This is a genomic window from Microcoleus sp. Pol12B4, assembly GCF_036701385.1.
Lineage (GTDB): Bacteria > Cyanobacteriota > Cyanobacteriia > Cyanobacteriales > Microcoleaceae > Microcoleus.
In genome coordinates, this window is sequence record NZ_JAUBQR010000458.1 from 1 (window position 1) to 1,228 (window position 1,228).

Here is a 1,228-nt window from a genome sequence, read left to right on the forward strand (position 1 = left end):
GGTGTACAGTCTTACGGTTTCTTTGTGGAAATTGAGGTGCGGCCGCCGGAGAGCGACATCTTGCGTGTTGAGGGATTAGTGCACGTTTCTTCGCTGAAGGATGACTGGTACGAATATCGATCGCGCCAACAAACTCTGGTGGGCCGCAAAAACCGCAATCAGTACCGTTTGGGCGATCGGGTAGAAGTTCAAGTCAAGAGTGTGGATTACTACCGCCAGCAAATTGATTTAGTTGCAGTTGGTGGCGGCAGTCAAGCTTTTGATGATGATGAATAATCTGTTGACTGTTGACTGTTGACTGTTAACTGTTAACTTTTCTAAATACTTAGTTGTCATTGTCTGGAAACTAAGTATTTAGAAGTGGGCGACAAACTATACTCAGCAATCATCAATAAACAATTAATGACTAATATCCAATCCGATAGCATCGTCGGGCGTCAAATCCAGTCAACAGTCAACAATCACGAACGGTGCAACCGGAATTTATCTGGGTTAATCTGTGTTAATCTGTGTTAATCTGCGGTTAAAAAAAGAGGATTTATTAACTGCAGATGACAATGTAGTGACGCTGATTCACGCCGATGAAGCTCAGAGAGATCAGAAGAATTCCGATGGTAACAGATTTGATATAACAACTAATTACTAACCACAGTCAACCGTAAACTAACAAATAACTAATGACGAATAACTACCCCCTCATTGTAGGAGTTACCGGTGCATCGGGACTGATTTATGCGGTGCGAACATTGAAATATTTGTTGGAGGCCGATCGCGCTATTGAACTGGTCGCTTCCAAATCTACTTACATGGTTTGGCAAAGCGAACAGAACACCCGAATGCCCGCAGAACCTACGCTTCAAGAGGAATTCTGGCGGGAACAAGCAGGAGTAGCCACAATGGGTAAACTCCGGTGCCATCCTTGGCAAGATGTCGGTGCTAATATTGCTAGTGGCTCCTTTCGTACCCAAGGGATGATGATTATTCCCTGTAGCATGAGTACACTAGGCAAGTTGGCGGCTGGCTTGAGCTCGGATTTGCTCGAAAGAGCGGCCGACGTTCAACTCAAGGAAGGGCGAAAATTGGTACTCGTGCCTCGCGAAACGCCTTTTAGCTTGATTCACCTGCGGAATTTGACTACCTTGGCAGAAGCGGGAGCTAGAATTGTACCAGCGATTCCTGCTTGGTATCACAATCCGCAAACTATTGAAGATTTGGTAGACTTTGTGGT

2 protein-coding genes are annotated in these 1,228 nt (G+C 45.3%); both read left to right on the top strand.

Annotated elements, in window-relative coordinates; translation table 11 throughout:
• Window positions 1-276 (top strand): S1 RNA-binding domain-containing protein (locus QUA38_RS29025; protein ID WP_333167995.1); only part of this gene is annotated, 276 nt, incomplete at its 5' end.
• A gap of 401 nt (window positions 277-677) precedes the next feature.
• The coding region (locus QUA38_RS29030; RefSeq protein WP_333167997.1) for a flavin prenyltransferase UbiX at window positions 678-1,228 on the top strand (551 nt) is incomplete at its 3' end.